This window comes from Acetobacter vaccinii (genome assembly GCF_008365315.1).
GTDB classification, from domain to species: Bacteria; Pseudomonadota; Alphaproteobacteria; order Acetobacterales; family Acetobacteraceae; genus Acetobacter; species Acetobacter vaccinii.
Map to the genome: position 1 here is coordinate 854158 of NZ_CP043506.1, position 18462 is coordinate 872619.

An 18462-nucleotide genomic window follows, 5' to 3' on the forward strand; every position below is an offset into this window, starting at 1 on the left:
AACACTTTCCTCTTGTCTTCCAGGCCTTTTACAAAACAGGCTGTCTTTTACCGGCCACGTGGGCTGCACCACGCAGCGTCATGACCTAGTTTATATAGGAATCGAAATGACCATTTAAAGGCGTAGTAGAGAATTATTTCCCCTGTGTTTGTGACTTCTTTAAGACAACGTTCTCATCCGCCCCGTCAAAAAGAGTCCGCACAGCTTCGAACATTGCCCGAATTCCGGGAGAATCTCCGCCTTCCGGGCGACCGGGGCGGCTGGAATCATTCCACGCATAGCTGTCGATATGCACCCAACGCTGGTCTGGTTTTACAAAACGCCCAAGAAACAATCCGGCAGTAATAGCCCCTGCCATGGGTCGTGCGGAAATATTGCTGATGTCCGCAACCTTGCTGTTCAGCCAGTCATCATACCCGGCCCACAGGGGCAGCCGCCACAGGGGATCGGCTTCCTGCCTAGAGGCTTCAATAAAGGCCGTGGCGGTCTGATCATCCTGACAGAACAAGGCGGGCAGGTCCGGCCCCAGAGCCACACGGGCCGCCCCTGTCAGGGTCGCCACATCAAGCAGCAGGGCGGGAGACTGCTCACCCGCCTCATGCAGCAGATCGCACAGGACAAGCCGCCCCTCGGCATCGGTGTTGCCAATTTCCACTGTCAGACCGGCGCGGCTTTTAACCACATCCAGCGGGCGCATGGCCCCGCCTGACACACTGTTTTCCACACAGCCCAGCCGCACCTCCAACCGTATCGGCAGGTTCTGCGTTATGATCAGCCGGGCCAGCCCCAGCACCGTGGCCGCGCCGCCCATGTCCTTTTTCATCCGCAGCATGCCCGACGAGGGTTTGAGGTCATACCCCCCGCTGTCAAAGCACACGCCCTTGCCTACCAGCGACAGCAGCGGGGCATCCTTACCCGCCCCGGTCCCGCGCCAGCGGGCCACCACCACCCTAGGCGCACGCTCCGACCCCTGCCCCACATGCGCCACCAGCGGATAAGCCTTCGCCAGAGCGGCACCTTTGATAATGTCCACCTCGGCCCCCAGCGGTTCCAACGTCAGGCGGGCCGCCTGTGCCAGTTCCGACGGGCCAAGAAGGTTGGCAGGCATATTCACCAGATCGCGCGCCAGCCAGATGGAGCGGGCCATTTCCAGCGCCAGACCGCTCTTTTCCTTCTTGCTGACAAGCAGCTTAGGCCCGACCGCCTTCGACACAGACTTGAGCGAATAGGCATAAGCCCCAAGGCAAAAACCCAGAATGATATCCTGCCGGAGCACATCATCGGGCGCATCCACACGCCAGTCCCCCGCAGGCAGGGCACGGGCCAGCGCCCCAAAGACATAAGGGTCGCGCACAGGTTTTTCGGGAATACCGAGCAGGGCCTGCACCTGTCCATTCTCAGCGGGCAACAGCAGGGTCTGTCCGGGCCGGGCAACAAAGCCGCAGGCATCGGCAAAGGCAGCCGCTTTCTCGCCCACCCATGTCACCAATGTCTCACGTTCCGAGGCGCGCACGGCATATGCAACATGCTGCGGCTGGCGGCGGCTTCCTATACTCAGGCAGTCTGGTTCACGCATGGACATTTCGGTTCCCTCCCTCTGGCCGCACAGTGCGCGTATCCGTGCAGTGATGCAACGGGCGCAAAATATGGCCCCGGTGGCTTGCTTTTCCGGGCAGGGCGGATGAGCATGCGGGCATGAAGGCTTCCGCACGCCAGAGCCCCGCACGGTCCCCAGGTCAGGACTCCACCCCAGACGCCCCTGTGCGTGCCATCCTCGGCCCCACCAACACCGGCAAGACCCATCTGGCGCTGGAGCGCATGCTGGCCCATGCCTCGGGCATGATCGGCTTTCCGCTCCGCCTGCTCGCGCGGGAAAACTACGAGCGCATGGTACGCCTTAAAGGTGTGCGGGCCGTGGCGCTGATTACGGGGGAGGAAAAAATTGTCCCCCCTCAGGCCCGCTGGTTTTCCTGCACGGTTGAGGCCATGCCCATGGACCGGCCGGTGGACTTTATGGCGGTCGATGAGATCCAGCTCTGCGCCGACCCCGAGCGCGGACATATTTTTACCGACCGGCTGCTCAACGCCCGCGGACAGGCCGAAACGCTGTTCCTGGGTGCGGACACCATTGCCCCGCTGATGAAGACCCTGATCAAAGGGGTTGAGATAGAAACCCGGCCCCGCCTGTCCAACCTGACCTGCACCGGCCATAACCGCCTGTCACGCCTGCCTGCCCGTTCGGCCATTGTCGCCTTCTCGGTCGGGGAGGTGTACGCCATTGCCGAGCTGATCCGCCGCAAACGCGGGGGGTGTGCGGTTGTCATGGGGCAACTTTCCCCCCGCACCCGCAACGCCCAGGTTGCCCTGTACCAGAACCGTGAGGTGGACTACCTTGTGGCCACCGATGCCATAGGCATGGGGCTGAACATGGATATTCACCATGTCGCCTTTGCGGGTCTGGCCAAGTTTGACGGCCAGCAGCACCGCCTGCTGCGCCCGGCGGAAGTGGCACAGATTGCTGGCCGTGCGGGACGTGGTGCGCGGGACGGCACTTTTGGCACCACAGGGGAGTGCCCACCCTTTCCCGACGGGTTGGTAGACGCAGTGGAGGAACACCGCTTTGACCCCCTGCCATTCCTCTGGTGGCGCAACAGCACGCTCGACTTCTCATCGGTCGATGCACTTTACGCCAGCCTCTGCGCCAAATCTCCCCATCCCAGCTTGCGCCCGGCGGAACCGGCGACAGACCTGCTGATGCTGCACACGTTCCTGCGTGACTCCACCCTGCGCGCTCTGGCGCAGGGCCGGGAGAAAACACGCCTGTTGTGGGAAGTGTGCCAGATCCCCGATTTTCGCAAACTGGGAGAGGACAGCCATATCCGCCAGTGCGAGCAGATCTTTACCCTGCTTGCCCGCAAGGGCCGCCTGCCAGCCGACTGGTTCAAGGCCCGCCTGCACGGGCTGGACCAGACACAGGGCGATATGGAAGCCCTGATGCAGCGGCTGATGGGTATCCGCATCTGGTCCTACGTAGCGGCCCGCCCCGGCTGGGTGGAGCAGGCCGAGGAATGGCAGCGCCACACCCGCATGCTGGAAGACACCCTGTCCGATGCCCTGCACGAGCGGCTGACCACCCGCTTTGTGGACAGGCGCGCCGCAAGTCTGGCGCGCCGTCTGGAGGAAGCCGATAGCAAACCCCTGCTGTCCGCCATGAACCGGGCGGGGGAAATCAGCGTGGAGGGCCACCCCGTCGGGCGCATGCATGGCTTTGCCTTCCAACCCGACCCCGAAACCGCGCAGGCAGACCAACCGCTGATCCTGCGTGCGGCCCGCCGGGCAGCCCGGAGCGAACTGCCACGGCTGGTCGCCCGCTTCCTGCACGCCCCGGATACAGAGCTGGAACTGGACACCCAGAACGGCCATATCCTCTGGCAGGAGGCACAGGTCGGACTCTTGCGCCCGGGCCCGAATGTCGTGACCCCTATAGTCCATGTCAGGGATGCCGAATTTCTGGACAGCAGCCAGAAGGACAAGGTCCACCAGCGGTTGGCCGCTTTCATACAGGCACATATCCGGCACGATCTGGCCCCGCTGTACGAGGCCGAAGCAGCCGTGGCGGAACACCCGGCCCTGCGTGGGCTGGTTCATATTCTGATGGAACACGGCGGGGTTGCCCCCTGCCCCGTGCTGCCCCCTCTGTCGCGCGCGCAGCAGGCTTTGCTGTCACGCCTGCATATTCAGCACGATACGACGGCCCTGTTCTGCACGCGGCTGTTCCGCCCACAGGCCATGGCGCTGCGCCGCCTGCTCCTGGGGCTGGCCCATGGGCAGGATATGCCCGCCCTGCCTCCTGCTGGCACGGTCTCTACCCCCCTGCCTGCACCACCCGACCGCCCCCAGAGGCAGGCCTTGCTGGCTATGGGGTGGGTCTGCGCTGGTCCAGCCCTGCTCCGACTCGATATTGCCACAACCATTCGGCAGGAACTGCGCGACTATGCCCGCCAAGGCCCGCGCCCCCTGCCTGTGGCCCTGCCGTCACGTCTGGGGGTTTCAAAAAAAAACCTGCCCTCTGTGCTGCTGGCGCTGGGTGTTCCCCTACGGTTGGCCACCAGCCTGCCCCGCACGCAGCCCGGCCCGCCTGCACCGTGCATGATTTTGCCCCCGCCCCCGGTAAAAAAGCAGAAAAAGGCGCGGGCTTTCACACCCGACCGCCCCAAGCCGGGAATCCGTACCCAGGATAGCCCTTTTGCCATTCTGGCCAGCCTGCGCGGACATCTCTGAGACCCACAGGCAACAGTCTTGGGCTCCTGTGCGTACAGGCGGGTTGCCATGAGGCCAAAACCCCCCCATATCATGCGCCATCCCAAAGCGGGGTGGCCCTTGTATGGTGCCAGTACCGTCCTCATCCTCACCCGGCTGGCACTTTTTTGGCCGCCAGATAACTTTCGGAGATGGCAATGACCTACGTGGTCACTGAAAACTGCATCCGCTGCAAATTCATGGACTGTGTGGAAGTCTGCCCCGTTGACTGCTTCTACGCTGGCGAGAACTTTCTTGTTATCAACCCTGACGAGTGCATTGACTGCGGTGTGTGCGAACCGGAATGCCCGGCTGAAGCCATTTTCCCCGACAGTGATGACCGCGCGACTGCATGGGCGGAAATAAACACCAAATACGCAGCCCAGTGGCCCAACATCACCCGCAAGGGCACGCCCCCTGCCGATGCTGAGGACTGGAAGGACCGCCCCGACAAAACGGCGCTGCTGTCCCCCAACCCGCACGAGGGCTGATCGACCTGTCAGTGACCGGGCCTGCGCCCGGTACCGGCATGCAAGCCCGACTAAAATGGCACCCCTGGAGGTGCCATTTTTTTTTGGCCTTCTGAGTTCATCTGCCGGGATTATCCCTGAGCATTGAGGCCGCAAAAACAGTCTGGGTATGCCGCTTTGGCCGTCCAACATCGCAGTGGGTAAGATCCCGCTTCCTGCACCGCTTAAAGCGACATAGGCTGCTCTTTCAGCCTTGTCCCAATACCATGAAGGCTCATGGTGCCTGATGGAGCGGCTCCCACAGGCCTGCTCTCTTTCTTAAGGAAAGCGCGTAGCAGCGCTCTAGCTTTTCCAAGACAAGCCGGTAGGGGTTTCCACCCTCACCCATGCCCCGCGGCACAAAACCTGCACCCAACAAAAAAGCCCCGGAACGGAACGTTCCGGGGCTTTTTGCTACCTTCAACAGCCCACCCCCGAAAGGGTGGCCTGCCAGAAGCCTTTATTAGCGGGACATCATATGCGCGGCGGTGTTGGTCATGATGAAGACCGTGCCAACCAGCAGAATCGTCACAAAGGCAATGGTAAAGATAAAGCAGATGTTGTTCCAGCGGTGCTCGGAATCCCCACCCATGTGCAGGAAGTAGCGCAGATGCACCAGAACCTGAATCAGGGCCAGAATGGACAGAGCCGCCAGAGTGCCAGCCGGGGAAAGGCTATGGGTCAACACGATCCCGAAGGACAGAACCGTGAGGATAACAGCAAACACAAACCCGATCAGGTAAGATGCAGCGCTGCCATGGCTTTCGCCCGAGGAGGTTGTATGCGGAGTGCTCATCACATCATGCTCCCCAGATAGACATAGGTGAAAACGCAGATCCAGACGATATCCAGGAAGTGCCAGAACAGGCTCAGGCAGGAGAGCTTGTTCATCATGCGCTCAGGGATCTCGGTCGTGCCCATCAGCTGAACGATCAGGGTCACAATCCAGATCAGGCCGCAGGTTACGTGCAGACCATGCGTGGACACCAGCGTGAAGAACGCGGACAGGAACGCACTGCGATCCGGGCCAGCACCTTCAGCGATAAGGTGGGCAAACTCGTTCACTTCCAGACCGACAAAGCCGAGGCCGAGCAGGAAGGTGACACCAAGCCACATGATGACCTTGCTGATCTGCTGCTTGTAAGCAGCCAGCATGCCAAACCCGTACGTGATGGACGAGATCAGCAGGAGGGCTGTTTCCAGCCCAAGCCCACCAATTTCGAACAGCTCACGCCCGGTCGGGCCACCATTGAACTGATCCCGAAGAACTGCAAACGTGGCAAACAGCGTGCCAAAGATGATGCAGTCCGTCATCAGATAGACCCAGAACCCGAACACCACCGGAGATTCGTGATGGTGTTCGTCGTGGCCCGCGGTCTGAACAGTTGTATTCTGTGCCATTATTCAGCTGCCTGTGCCATCAGTTTACGGGTGTGCTCATTCTCGATGCGGGCAACTTCTTCAGCCGGGATATAGAAATCAATATCCTTGTTAGCGCTACGGGCAATAACCGTACCGATCACACCAACCAGACCCAGAGCAGCCAGCCACCAAATGTACCAGATCGCGGCAAACCCGAGGATCAGGGAGAATGCACCAACCAGGAAGCCAGCAGCCGTGTTCTTGGGCATGTGGATCGGGGCGTACTGTGCACCAGCCTGACGCGTGTCGATGCCGTTTTCCTTGTCATGCATATACGCATCCAGAGAATGGACATGCGGGACAATGGCAAAGTTATACACGGGCGGCGGGGAGGAGGTGGACCATTCCAGCGTACGGCCGTTCCAGGGGTCACCCGTCACGTCGCGGTTTTCGGGCAGGTTACGGTCACGGATGGACACGTACAGCTGCACGAGCTGGCAGACAATCCCAAACAGAATGAGCACAGCGCCCACTTCTGCGATCAGCATCCAGGGATGCCAGGCCGGGTTGTCATAGTGGTTGAGGCGGCGGGTCATGCCTTCGAAACCCAGGACATACAGGGGCACGAATGCAAAGAAGAAGCCAACAGACCAGAACCAGAAAGCGCGCTTGCTCCAGCTTTCGCTGAGCTTGAAGCCCATAACTTTCGGGAACCAGAAGTTCATGCCGCAGATGTAGCCGAAATACACACCACCGATAATCACGTTATGGAAGTGGGCAATCAGGAACAGGCTGTTGTGCAGAACAAAGTCAGCCCCGGGAATGGCCATCATCACACCGGTCATACCACCGATGGTGAAGATCACCATAAAGCCAACAGCCCAGTACATGCAGGCATGGTACTGAATGCGGCCCTTATACATGGTGAAAAGCCAGTTGAAGAGCTTAACACCGGTCGGGATGGAGATAATCATGGTCGCAATGCCGAAGAAGGCATTCACGTCCGGACCAGCACCCATGGTGAAGAAGTGATGCACCCACACAAGGAAGGACAGCACCATGATGGAGCAGGTTGCATAAACCATGGTCTTGTACCCGAACAGCGGCTTGCCGGAGAATGCCGGAACCACTTCGGAGAACACACCAAAGGCAGGAATAACAAGAATGTAAACTTCCGGATGACCCCACGCCCAGATGAGGTTGAGGTACATCATCTGATTACCCCCACCGTCATTGGTGAAGAAGTGCATGCCGAAGTAACGGTCCAGACCCAGCAGGGCCACAGCAACCGTCAGAACGGGGAAGGACACCATGATCAGGATGGAAGAGCAGAACGCAGTCCAGGTAAAGACCGGCATTTTCAGCCAGCTCATGCCCGGTGCGCGCATCTTCACGATGGTCACGAAGAAGTTCACACCTGTCAGAAGCGTGCCGACACCCGAGATCTGGATCGCCCAGATATAGTAGTCAACACCCACGCCAGGGCTGAACTGATTTTCGGACAGCGGCGGATACGCCAGCCAGCCGCACTGCGAGAATTCACCAATGAACAGAGAAACGTTCACCAGGATAAACGCGACGGCCGTCATCCAGAAGCTCAGGTTGTTCAGGAACGGGAAAGCAACGTCACGCGCGCCAATCTGCAGCGGCACAATGAAGTTGAACAGACCGGTCATGAACGCCATGGCCAGGAAGAAGATCATGATCGTGCCGTGGGCCGAAAAGATCTGGTCGTAGTGATGCGGTGGCAGGTAACCGGGGTTACTTGCATACGCCAGAGCAAGCTGGGTACGCATCATGATAGCATCCGCGAAGCCGCGGAACAGAGCAACCAGCGCCAGTACAATGTACATGACAGCCAAGCGCTTGTGATCAACAGTGGTAAACCACTCTTTCCAGAGGTAGCCCCACTTGCCGTAGTAAGTAATAAGCCCCAGTACCGCGACACCGACAATAGCAACGCCGATGAACGTCCCTACCAGGATCGGCACATCCAACGGGATGGCCGAAAACGATAGTCTCCCTAGCATAGATCCTATTCCTTCATATTCATGTCGGACATCGCGGACTGCTGCACCTGGATCATTTTGCCAGTGCTTTTGTCCATGACCATGCCGTTATTGTATTTGGCAACGATCGTGTCGAACATGCCGGGTTCAACATGCGCGAAGTATTCGACGGGGTTTGCTTCACTCGGAGCGGCCAGCTTCGGATAGGTCTGCCCATCCAGCTGCTCGGAGGAAGAACGCACCTTCTCAACCCATGCATTGAATTCATCCCCGCTCATTGCCAGGGCCCGGAATTTCATGTCCGAGAAGCCACGACCGCTGTAGTTGGAGGACTCACCCATGTAATCACCGGCTTCGCTTGCGAGCAGATGAAGCTGGGTTTGCATGCCTGCCATGGCATAGATCATGGAACCGAGGCGCGGGATGAAGAACGCGTTCATCACGGAATCCGAGGTAATGTCGAAGTCAACCGGTGTGTTGACCGGCATGGCCATCTGGTTGACCACGGCAATGCCCTGTTCCGGGTAAATGAACAGCCACTTCCAGTCCAATGCCACAACCTGAACATGCAGCGGCTTTGTATTGGCGTCGGCCGTCAGCTTCCGGTAGGGGTCCAGTGTATGACACGTCTGGTAGGTGATGACTGCCAGAAACAGGATGATCAGCGTGGGCACGCCCCAGATCACCACTTCAATCTTGTTGGAGTGGTCCCATTTCGGCAGGTATTCGGCGCTCGTGTTGGACTGGCGGTACTGCCAGGCAAACACCAGCGTCAGCAGGATGGTCGGAACCACAACAATCAGCATTGCGATCGTGGAGGTGGTAATCAGGGATTTGACACCCTCCCCCACCGGGCCTTTGGGGTCGAGAACATCGAGTTCACACCCTGCAAGCAGCAACGCTGACGATAGGCCGCCCAATCGCGCCGATCTCGCCAGTAACTTGTTTTTCATCGCACGCCTCTTGGTTCTGACATCAAACTAGTCTCATAAGCCTCACAAGACTCCTGCCGTGCTGCCATAGACATACAGCAACAGCAAGAAAAACCGCGCCCCAGCCCCCAATGCGACCGTACCTGTCCGAACACGCCCCGCGGACCGTTGTCCCGACAGGAAATCAGGGGACTGTCTGCGCAGCAGCGGCCTCCTGGTCTTGCTGGAGACACAGTGGCGCCACTCTATTCCCAACGGGGAGATTCTCAAACGCCAGAAAAGTTCCATCTGCCTTTCGTCACAATCGGTTACATGGCTTGACAGGCTCCACACGCGGGCCTGCCCTCCCCCTCACCTTTGTAACGAAATGTAACAGGATATTTCAAAAACGGCAGCCATGCCCAATTTCTGCCTTTATTTCCATATCGTTAGGCGCAATTGGCGTGTTCATATATCCGTGATCACAGGGTAAAAATGTCCATCAGGACTTTTTTGCTCCCCATTCTGATCAAGCATGCCATCATTCATCCAGCACATACCTTGAACGCAAAAAAACCCGACCCTTGCGGGCCGGGGTTCTAACCGGTCTGAGGCAGATGATGTCAGAGGTGCGGGACTCAGTCGCTGGAGCTGCGCACACCCATGAACTGCATGAGAAACTGAAACAGGTTGATGAAGTTCAGATACAGGCTCAGCGCATCGTAAACACTGCGCTTGGCGGTCATCTCCGGGCCTTCATACGCAGCAAGCTGGGCATAGGTCACGCGGATACGCTGGGCGTCGAAGGCACTGAATGCCGTAAAGATGACAACACCGACAATGCTGTACACATAATAGACGGCTTCGCTCTTGAGAAAGAGGTTTACAACCCCGGCGATCACAAGCCCGAACAGGCCCATGGTCAGGAAGGAGCTAAAGCGCATCAGGTTAGCTTTGGTCACATAACCCCAGAGCGATGTCGCTGCGAACATGCAGGCCGTGACCAGAAACACGCGGAAAATGGAAGTGCCAGTATACACCACAAAGATGCTGGCAAGGCTGCTGCCCATGGCCGCGCAGAACGCCCAGAACAGAGCCTGCGCCCCCTGAAGCGAGAGCCGGTTAATACCAAAGGACATGACAAGCACAAAAGCCAGCGGGGACAGCATAGCCACATCGCCCAGCAGCGTGGGCCGTGGCACCGGGCCAGCCGCAGTCGCGATAACCTGAAAGAACAGGCCGCTCAGGCTTGTATTGGCAATGACATAGGCAACAATGCCTGTCAGCAGCAAGCCAGACGCCATCCAGTTGTAAACACGCAGCATATAGGCGCGCAATCCGGCGTCGATACGCGCCTGTTCGTCCCAGCCTGTCGCGGCTGTAGGGGAACGGTAGTCGCGACTAAACGACATGTTTTTACTCTCCTTGTCCGGACTGTCCGGCTTTGCTTATGATCATATTTGTGGTTGCCCTGCCGTTCCGTCAAGGGTGATCAGCACTCATGACATGCATACAGGCCCCATGGCGCCCCAGCAGGCCCGCCCCGGGCACCCGTTTTCCCGCCCCGCATGCCAGAACCGGATACACCACCATGTTCCTGATTGCCGGCATTTCCCTCCCGCCCGACATGCTCGCCTTCTATCAGACAACGACCGGGCTGTTTCCCACCCGATCGTGGCATCCGGTGCCATCTCTGCATTTGCCCCTTGTCTCGCTGGGAAATGTTCCCACTTCAGGGGAGCTGGAGGAAATGGACCAGATGTTCCAGTCCATCCACCTGCCCGGACCTGTTGAGATCCGCCAGCGTGGGTACGATATCGTTGAACATCGGCACCGAATCTTTCTCCAGGCCGTGGTTGACGCCCCGGGGATGGATCACCTTTCCGTGAAAATCTACCATGCGGCACAGCGTGCCGGACTGTCCCCCACACGCCCCTCCCCCCCCTTTGGCATCCCTCTGGCAGAGGTATCGGACGCCCCCCCGGAGGAGGTCAGCCTGTGGTTGAACATCCACCATCAGGGCTACCGGCAAACGGAAGAAGTCTACGCATTCACCGTGTTCAGTGCTGGAAAAAACCGTGACACGCACCCCCTGAGGGTCGAGGCAGAATACCCTTTCACGGCGGTTCCACCCCCTCTGGAAGACCCCTTCCAGACCTGACCGGAAAGCTCCGTGCGCGCGGTTTCGTGAGGTCATACGCCCCCACTATCACGCTGTAAGAACTGCAAATTATCCACGTAGAAGGCAACTGCTATTCATGCGACGTGATTGACATCCTGCGCGGGCCTTGGCTCATGTGTGAGGAAACCGGCCCGCCGGCTCTATCCTTTCCTCACCAAATACTAGTCGAGGACATGAACGCATGACCCGCCCCGCCTCCGCCAAGAGACATTCGCTGCTAGGAATTCTCGCGGCTGGAACCATCTGCGCTGCTGCTTCGCCGTACATGGCAGTCTCTGCCCATGCCGCCAGCCAGGGTGACACGGGAGACGCCATCATCCACGCGGATGAGCACTCCGAAAACTGGCTCTCATACGGTCGCACCTATACGGAACAGCGCTACAGCCCGCTGGATGAGATCAACCGCTCCAACGTCGGCAACCTGAAGCTGGCCTGGTATTTCGACCTGGATACCAACCGTGGCCAGGAAGGCACGCCCCTGGTGGTGGACGGCATCCTCTACGCCACGACCAACTGGTCCAAGATGAAAGCCCTGGACGCAGCAACCGGCAAGCTGCTGTGGGAATATGACCCCAAGGTACCGGGCAACATTGCCGACAAGGGCTGCTGTGACACGGTCAACCGTGGTCCGGGCTACTGGAACGGCAAGGTCTTCTTCGGCACGTTTGACGGCCGCCTTGTGGCGCTGGACGCCAAGACCGGCAAGAAGGTCTGGGAAGTTAACACCATTCCGGCCGAAGCCTCGCTGGGCAAGCAGCGGTCCTATACCGTGGACGGCGCTGTGCGCGTGGCCAAGGGTATGGTCATGATCGGCAACGGCGGTGCAGAATTTGGTGCCCGCGGCTTTGTTTCTGCCTTCGATGCGGAAACCGGCAAGCTGAAATGGCGCTTCTACACCGTCCCCAACAGCAAGAACGAGCCTGATCATGCTGCGTCCGACAAGGCGCTGATGACCAAGGCCTACCGGACCTGGAGCCCCGATGGCGCATGGGTGCGTCAGGGCGGCGGCGGTACCGTGTGGGACTCCCTCGTCTATGACCCGGTGGCCGATCTGGTTTACCTGGCAGTGGGTAACGGCTCCCCCTGGAACTACAAGTACCGCTCCGACGGCATGGGCAGCAACCTGTTCCTTGGCAGCATTGTCGCACTGAAGCCCGAAACCGGCGAATATGTGTGGCACTTCCAGGAAACCCCGATGGACGAGTGGGATTACACCTCCGTCCAGCAGATCATGACGCTTGACCTGCCGGTCAACGGTGAAAAGCGCCACGTGATCGTCCATGCTCCCAAGAACGGCTTCTTCTACGTTCTGGACGCCAAGACCGGCGAATTCATTTCGGGCAAGAACTACGTCTACATGAACTGGGCCGATGGCCTGGATCCGCTGTCAGGCCGCCCGATCTACAAGCCTGAAGCCCTGTGGCCGCTGACCGGCAAGGAATGGTACGGTATCCCGGGTGACCTGGGTGGCCATAACTTTGCTGCCATGGCTTACAGCCCCAAGACTGGCCTGGTTTACATTCCTGCCCAGCAGGTTCCCTTTGTTTACAAGAACCAGGTTGGCGGCTTCAAACCCCACCCGGATTCCTGGAACCTGGGTCTGGACATGAACAAGGTCGGCCTGCCCGACAATGCTGAAGCCCGCACGGCTTTCATGAAGGACCTCAAGGGCATGATCGTGGCCTGGGATCCTGAAAAGCAGCAGGCTGCCTGGACCGTGGACCACAAAGGTCCGTGGAATGGTGGGCTTGTGGCAACCGGCGGTGACCTGCTGTTCCAGGGGCTGGCCAATGGTGAATTCCACGCCTACGACGCAACCAACGGTGCCGACCTGTTCAAGTTCGACGCCCAGAGCGGTATCATTGCACCGCCGATCACCTACAAGGCCAACGGCAAGCAGTATGTCGCGGTCGAAGTGGGCTGGGGTGGCATTTATCCGTTCTTCCTCGGTGGTATTGCCCGTACGTCTGGCTGGACAGTCAACCACTCCCGCGTGATTGCGTTCTCGCTCGACGGCAAGGCTGTTCTGCCCCCGCAGAACGACAAGGGCTTCCTGCCCGTCAAGCCGCCCGCAAACTATGACACCAAGGTGACCGACAACGGTTACTTCCTGTTCCAGACCTACTGCGCCGCCTGCCATGGCGACAACGCTGAAGGTGCTGGCGTGCTGCCCGACCTGCGCTGGAGTGGCGCTATCCGCCATCAGGATGCGTTCTACAACGTTGCTGGCCGTGGCGCGCTGACCGCCTATGGTATGGACCGCTTCGACACCAGCATGAACCCCAAGCAGATCGAAGATATCCGCCAGTTCATTCTGAAACGGGCTAACGAAACCTACCAGCGCGAAGTGGACGCCCGGAAAAACAGCTCTGAAATTCCGGCTAACCCGACCATTGGCCTCACGCCGCAGTAATCCGGCAGTCATGACGTCATTCGGCACACAAGCGATACAGTGGTAAAAATGATGATGAAAAGACTAAAAGCCGCCCTCGGGGCGGTCACTGTCGGGCTTCTGGCAGGCACGTCCCTGGCCCATGCCCAGGGAACGGAAGAGGATCTGATCAAGCGCGGTGAATACATCGCGCGTCTGGGTGACTGCGTGGCCTGCCACACAGCCCTGAACGGTCAGAAATTTGCAGGTGGCCTGTCGATCAAGACCCCGATCGGCACCATCTACTCGACCAACATCACCCCCGACCCCACCTACGGGATCGGGACCTATACGCTCCAGGAATTTGACGACGCAGTGCGTCGCGGGGTTCGCAAGGACGGCAGCTCGCTGTATCCGGCCATGCCTTACCCGGCCTTCTCGCGCATGACGCCAGAAGATACCAAAGCCCTGTATGCGTATTTCATGCACGGCGTGAAGCCGGTGGCGGAAAAGAACCGGGCTGAAGACATCACCTGGCCGCTGTCCATGCGTTGGCCGCTGTCCATCTGGCGCTCGCTGTTTGCACCGGCACCCAAGGCCTTTACCCCGGCCCCCGGCACCGATGCCGAGATCGCCCGTGGTGAATACCTGGTGACAGGACTTGGCCATTGCGGCGCGTGCCATACACCGCGCGGCTTTGCCATGCAGGAAAAAGCCATGGACGCCGCTGGCGGGCCTGACTTCCTTGGTGGTGGCGGTGTCATCGACAACTGGGTGGCCCCGAGCCTGCGCAACGACCCCGTTGCAGGTATCGGCCGCTGGTCTGAAGATGACCTGTTCTACTTCCTCAAGTCCGGCCGTACCGACCACTCCGCCGTCTTTGGCGCAATGGCCGACGTTGTGGGCTGGAGCACCCAGTACTTTACGGATGACGACCTGCGCGCCATCTCCAAGTACCTGAAGGCTCTGCCGCCGGTGCCGCCCTCACGCGGTGACTACACCTACGATGCCTCCACCGCTCAGGCGCTGGATGCTGGCAACTTCTCGGGCAACCCGGGCGCCAAGGTGTATGTTGAACAGTGCGCCATGTGCCACCGTAACGATGGTGGTGGCGTGGGCCGTATGTTCCCGCCGCTGGCTGGTAACTCGGTTGTCGTGACCGACAATGCGACCTCTGTCGCGCACATTGTTGTCGAAGGTGGCATCCTGCCGCCGACCAACTGGGCACAGTCCGCTGTGGCCATGCCGGGTTACAAGACAGCTCTGTCCGACCAGCAGATTGCGGATGTTGTCAACTTCATCCGCACCTCCTGGGGTAACAAGGCTCCGGCTAACGTAACGGCTGCTGACATCCAGAAGCTCCGCCTGGATCACAACCCGATCCCCGTGGCTGGCTGGAACAACCCGACCGCCCAGACCGCAACCTGGGGCCTGTTTGGGCCGCAGCCTTACGGCGCTGGCTGGACGTTTGCACCGCAGACCCACACCGGGGTTGATAGCGAACAGTAAGAGCCTGCCTCTTCCTGCTCCGGCCCTTCCCTTCGGGGAAGGGTCACCCTCACGAAAAAGCACCGTGGCGTATATCGCTGCGGTGCTTTTTTTATACCCTCCTGCACCCTGATGAACGCGGCTTGGGCGCATACAAACCCGCCGGGCATAACCCGCCGCCCTATGGCCCACATGCCAAGGCATTGCGATGGGGAGCCCGGCTCCTCATATCACTGGGTGATATGCCTCTGCTGACCCCTCAACCCTCTCTGGCGCTGGACACAGCCCAGACCGCACACAACACGCTGCCGGATACGCTGGCCGCTATTGGGGCCTGTACGGCCTGCGCCGCAAAGCTGCCCTTAGGGCCACGGCCTGTTGTGCATGCCTTCCCACAGGCACGGCTGCTTATTGCAGGCCAGGCCCCCGGACGGCGCGTGCATGAAACCGGCATTTCCTTCAACGATGCCTCGGGCGAGCGCCTGCGAGGCTGGCTGGGCATGGACCACGCAACATTCTACGATTCAGGACTTGTCGCGCTGGTGCCCATGGCCTTCTGCTATCCTGGCGTGCTGCCCAAAGGGGGCGACAGGCCACCGCCGCCACTCTGTGCCCGGCTATGGCGCAGGACGCTGCTGGCCCATATGCCCGACATCAGGCTGACGCTGCTGGTCGGCTCCTATTCCCAGAACCATGTGCTGGGCAAATGCAGCGTGTTTGAACGCACTCTACATTTTCAGGATTTTCTGCCTCAGGGGTATTTTCCCCTCCCCCATCCCTCCTGGCGGACCGGACAGTGGGAGCGGCATACGCCAGAATTCGGGCAGACTGTTCTTCCCGCCCTGCGGCAGGCAGTCGCAACCGCGCTGGGTAGGCCAATAACACCGCAGGCCATCGCCCATACGCTGTAAACCTGTGTGGCTTCAAAACCGACTGACTTTGACATCAGCCCCCTCCGTCAGGAGAAGGCTTTGTCGAGATAGGGGGAGGACGCGTCAAAGAAAGCCCGGTTGCCGTTCAGTTCTGCCTCGATCACCCGCAGGCTTGCCAGCGCCCGCAGCATTTCCTCACGCACGGACAGGTTGGTTTCTGTCCCTTCCAGCAATGCCAGATGCTGCACGGCCAAGCCCGTTGCGCGGGCAGTGCGCCCATACTGCCCGCCATAACGCCCGGTAAACCGCTGCATGCGGTGCATCATGGCCCAGACAGCACGCTCGGCCTCGTCAGGCAGGACGCCTCTGGCCAGAATATCGCGCAGCCGCAGCAGGTTAATCTCTATCGTCATGCCCGACAGCACCCCGACCAGATACTGGGTCAGAACATGGGTGTCGGCTGTATCCCCCGCCATGGTGGTCAGGCGCACAAAGCCTTCCACGTTACGACCAATCACATCGGACATGGGGGGCAACCTGTGCTGCCGGGCCAGCAGGCGCAGGCGGCGCAGAATATCCACGCGGATGTCCCACCGCAGAGCCGCGGGGTCATTGGGCAGGAAAACCCGATACATCCACACACAGAACACCATGGCCAGAAAGAGCGGCATGGCGGTGTTGAAGAACATGAGCTCATTCATCCGGGCCTGATTATCCGGACCGATCAGAATGGGCATAAACAGGTTATACGCCACCGCCGCCAGGGCCAGTGGTGGCCAGGCAAAGGCCAGCCCACCCACCAGCATGGGCAGGCTTAAACAGAGGGCCAGCATTTCATAAACCGTGGGGTTTGCCACCACCCACAGGTCAAACACACAGCACACGCCAATGCACCACACTGTCCCGCGCAGAAACGCCTGTGTGGCCAAGGCGGGCTGATCCAGCGTGGAAAACAGCGCGCAGACAATGGAGGCAAACATCATGAAGGTCAGCCCGTCGGGCCAGCCTGTCGTGATCCAGATAACCCCGGCGAAGAAAATGGTAACCGAAGCCCGCAAGCTGTTGAGAAACGCCAGTCGCCAGTCCCGGTACGAACGCATGGGATAGCGAAAGGAATCATGGGGCTGGGGGTTACGGCTCATTTCAAACTGGTCAATGGCCTGCTGCAATTCGTCCAGCAGGCCGACAAGCTTGTGCAGGATCTGCCCCTGCCGGGAAATAATAGCCTCCTGCGTCAGATCAACCGGCGGGCTGGTGGCCAGCACCATCTCCTGCTCCAGGCAGGTGGCGGCAAACTGCCGACAGGTGGCGCGCAGGCTGGTCAGGTCAGCCAGAACCGGGGCAACTGGGCTGTCCCCCTCCAGCCGGGCAGGTAGGGTTTGCAAAAAGGCTTTGACCTGTCCGGCTATGTTTTCATACTCCGGGCCATGACTCTGGGGCACATCCACCAATGCGCCAAGGTCCAGCCCGCGTGACATCAGCACCGTTATGGCCGCAAGGGCGGCACGGGCGTGATCGCCTTCGTGCTGGCGCTGCCCCATTTCAATTTCGGCAAATTCCACCTGGTCGCTCAGCGCCACAATGGTGGAAAACACGGTGGGGGACGAGGCTATGGCCTCCCTGTCCCCCGACAGCAGGCGTGTCAGTGCAGGAATGGCCCCCCTCAGAGCCTGCACAAAATTGGTGGACAACCGCCCCCGTGCCCGGGCACCCAACTGGTACTGGAACAGGGAGGACACGGTTGTTTCCACCACAATCCCAAGCGTGATGTAGGTGGCGCGTGCCATGGCAATCTGGAAAATATTGTCCGGAGCGGCCGCACCATCCAGCGCGATGATGACATAGGTAAACCCCGATGCTCGCATGCCGTGAATACGGTAATTGGTCATGGCCGCCGGGCCGGGCAGCAGCGTACCTACAAAGCAGAAAAAGCCGATACCGGCCGCCACCCAGAAAATATACAGCAGGGGCGACTGTGGCATGGTGCCCACCAGCACAAGGGCACAGATTGTCCCCACCACCATGCCAAACATATGCCACCGCGCCTTGGCGATGGATTTGCCCCGCGTACCCTGCGCCACCATCCACACTGTCAGCGCGGCCCACTGCGGGCTGCCGAGCTGCCACCACAGGGCGATCCCAAGGGCAATAAGCGAGGAAATGGTTGTCCGCAGCGCATATCCGAAGGGCAGAAGCCCTGGGGCAAACAGCCAGCGCAAATGGTCCATCTGGCGGGGCGGGCCTTCGCCCATCAGGGCCTGTCGGATAATTTCCCCGATGGACTGAAAAAGCCTGCGGGTGGACACCGCGGCGCTTTTCATGCCGCACCCTGCGTGACTGTGCTGTTCGGTAATGCTGCCATGCCGTTTTTCTTACCCTATGGGATCGGAAAAGCGTATTCACAGCTTGTACAAGCTGTCCTGCGTTCTGGCCTGTGCCCACTTGGGCAGACACAGGCC

At 59.7% G+C, this 18462-nt stretch carries 13 protein-coding genes; 6 read left to right on the forward strand and 7 right to left on the reverse strand.

Going from position 1 to position 18462, the window contains the following annotated elements:
• Nucleotides 1-133: 133 nt before the first annotated feature.
• Entirely contained in the window at nt 134-1582 is a 1449-nt protein-coding gene (locus FLP30_RS03800; protein ID WP_149278654.1) for a leucyl aminopeptidase family protein, read from the reverse strand.
• Nucleotides 1583-1695: 113 nt separating this feature from the next.
• Between FLP30_RS03800 and FLP30_RS03805 the strand changes: the two genes are divergently transcribed.
• Together FLP30_RS03805 and fdxA are read left to right on the forward strand one after the other, a co-directional pair.
• On the forward strand, nt 1696-4281 hold the full coding sequence (locus FLP30_RS03805; protein WP_149278655.1) for a helicase-related protein: 2586 nt from the start codon (nt 1696-1698) through the stop codon (nt 4279-4281).
• Nucleotides 4282-4457: 176 nt separating this feature from the next.
• On the forward strand, nt 4458-4790 hold the full coding sequence (fdxA, locus tag FLP30_RS03810; protein WP_149278656.1) for a ferredoxin FdxA: 333 nt from the start codon (nt 4458-4460) through the stop codon (nt 4788-4790).
• A 481-nt stretch (nt 4791-5271) separates the two neighbouring features.
• Here the strand turns inward: fdxA and cyoD are convergent, their stop codons facing one another.
• From cyoD to FLP30_RS03835, 5 genes are all read right to left on the reverse strand, one after another.
• Entirely contained in the window at nt 5272-5604 is a 333-nt protein-coding gene (gene cyoD / locus FLP30_RS03815) for a cytochrome o ubiquinol oxidase subunit IV (protein WP_149278657.1), read from the reverse strand.
• Nucleotides 5604-6209 (reverse strand): cytochrome o ubiquinol oxidase subunit III, encoded by a 606-nt coding sequence (gene cyoC, locus FLP30_RS03820; RefSeq protein ID WP_149278658.1) that lies wholly within the window; start codon nt 6207-6209, stop codon nt 5604-5606. The genes cyoD and cyoC overlap by 1 nt, the downstream gene beginning before the upstream one ends.
• Nucleotides 6209-8200 (reverse strand): cytochrome o ubiquinol oxidase subunit I, encoded by a 1992-nt coding sequence (cyoB, locus tag FLP30_RS03825; RefSeq protein ID WP_149278659.1) that lies wholly within the window; start codon nt 8198-8200, stop codon nt 6209-6211. Before cyoB ends, cyoC begins: the two co-directional genes overlap by 1 nt.
• 5 nt (nt 8201-8205) lie before the next feature.
• Nucleotides 8206-9132, reverse strand: a complete 927-nt coding sequence (cyoA, locus tag FLP30_RS03830) for a ubiquinol oxidase subunit II (RefSeq protein ID WP_149278660.1) — start codon at nt 9130-9132, stop codon at nt 8206-8208.
• A gap of 596 nt (nt 9133-9728) precedes the next feature.
• Entirely contained in the window at nt 9729-10502 is a 774-nt protein-coding gene (locus FLP30_RS03835) for a Bax inhibitor-1/YccA family protein (protein WP_149278661.1), read from the reverse strand.
• A 179-nt stretch (nt 10503-10681) separates the two neighbouring features.
• Here FLP30_RS03835 and FLP30_RS03840 point away from each other — a divergent pair, with 179 nt between their 5' ends.
• From FLP30_RS03840 to FLP30_RS03855, 4 genes are all read left to right on the forward strand, one after another.
• Nucleotides 10682-11251: a hypothetical protein gene (locus FLP30_RS03840; RefSeq protein ID WP_149278662.1), complete on the forward strand. Its 570-nt coding sequence runs from the start codon at nt 10682-10684 to the stop codon at nt 11249-11251.
• A 202-nt stretch (nt 11252-11453) separates the two neighbouring features.
• Nucleotides 11454-13685 carry a PQQ-dependent dehydrogenase, methanol/ethanol family gene (locus FLP30_RS03845; RefSeq protein ID WP_149278663.1) on the forward strand — a complete coding sequence of 744 codons (2232 nt, stop codon included), beginning with the start codon at nt 11454-11456 and terminating at the stop codon, nt 13683-13685.
• A gap of 48 nt (nt 13686-13733) precedes the next feature.
• Nucleotides 13734-15152, forward strand: a complete 1419-nt coding sequence (locus tag FLP30_RS03850; protein ID WP_149278664.1) for a c-type cytochrome — start codon at nt 13734-13736, stop codon at nt 15150-15152.
• A 221-nt stretch (nt 15153-15373) separates the two neighbouring features.
• The gene (locus FLP30_RS03855; RefSeq protein ID WP_149278665.1) at nt 15374-16042 is read left to right on the forward strand and encodes a uracil-DNA glycosylase family protein; all 669 of its coding nucleotides are present in this window, start codon (nt 15374-15376) and stop codon (nt 16040-16042) included.
• A gap of 47 nt (nt 16043-16089) precedes the next feature.
• Here FLP30_RS03855 and FLP30_RS03860 read toward each other — a convergent pair whose 3' ends face one another.
• Nucleotides 16090-18324, reverse strand: coding sequence for an FUSC family protein (locus FLP30_RS03860; protein ID WP_149278666.1), 2235 nt, complete (start codon nt 18322-18324; stop codon nt 16090-16092).
• Nucleotides 18325-18462 lie beyond the last annotated feature (138 nt).